This is a genomic window from Streptomyces lushanensis (genome assembly GCF_001700515.1).
In the GTDB taxonomy this organism is placed as follows: domain Bacteria; phylum Actinomycetota; class Actinomycetes; order Streptomycetales; family Streptomycetaceae; genus Streptomyces; species Streptomyces lushanensis.
The window spans coordinates 1-692 of sequence record NZ_MAUD01000630.1; the positions used below are offsets into that span (position 1 = coordinate 1).

Annotated in this window: 1 protein-coding gene and 2 pseudogenes; all 3 read right to left on the reverse strand. The window is 68.6% G+C overall.

The genetic code is table 11. The features are described 5' to 3' along the window. Positions 1 to 215: pseudogene (locus tag BFF77_RS31990) on the reverse strand (ATP-binding protein); the annotation flags it as partial. After that, the gene (locus BFF77_RS31995) at positions 193 to 564 is read right to left on the reverse strand and encodes a DUF742 domain-containing protein (protein WP_066957056.1); all 372 of its coding nucleotides are present in this window, start codon (positions 562 to 564) and stop codon (positions 193 to 195) included. The pseudogene BFF77_RS31990 and the gene BFF77_RS31995, both read right to left, overlap by 23 nt. Continuing rightward, positions 561 to 692: pseudogene (locus BFF77_RS38005) on the reverse strand (roadblock/LC7 domain-containing protein); the annotation flags it as partial. The pseudogene BFF77_RS38005 and the gene BFF77_RS31995, both read right to left, overlap by 4 nt.

Here is a 692-nt window from a genome sequence, read left to right on the forward strand (position 1 = left end):
GCGACCGTGGTGGTCGTCTTGGTGGACATCCCGGCGAGATCGTCCACGCCGACACTCGCCTCGGTCATCACCTCCTCGGTGCGCAGCGGTTCGATCTCGCTGACCGAGCCGACCAGTGTGGTCTTGCCGACGCCGAACGCGCCCACCACCAGGATCTTCACAGCCTGCTGGACAGTGTCGGGCAAATAGCGGTCAGCGGAGCCGACGGAGACCATCCAGTACCTCCTGAAGCAATTGCGGGTCGGGCTGCACGGCCTGGGGGACTCCGGAGCGCGCGGACAGATGACCGCTGTCGACGAGATCGGAAGCCAGCACCTTGACCAGGCTCACCGGCAGTTCGAGATGGGCGGACGCCTCCACCAGCGAGAGCAGCCGCTCGCACATCCGGACCAGGGCGCGCTCCTCCCGGGTCGCGGAGACCGGCAGCTCGCACGGCGGGTCGGCCGCGATGAGCAGGGTCTCGACGCCCACGGTATTGCGTGAGGGCCGGGAGCGTCCCCGGGTGATCACATAGGGGCGTAAGGCTCCGGCACCGTACTCCCCCTCGTTCTCCGGACCGCTCACCGAGCCGATTCCTGTCGCGGCGGACTGCTCAGATTTCCGGCGCCGATCTTCAGCACCTGCGCCTGCATCTGCCGGGCGACCAGCTTCGGGTCCACCACCGGGCCCGTCACCACCGCGAGATGGGCGCC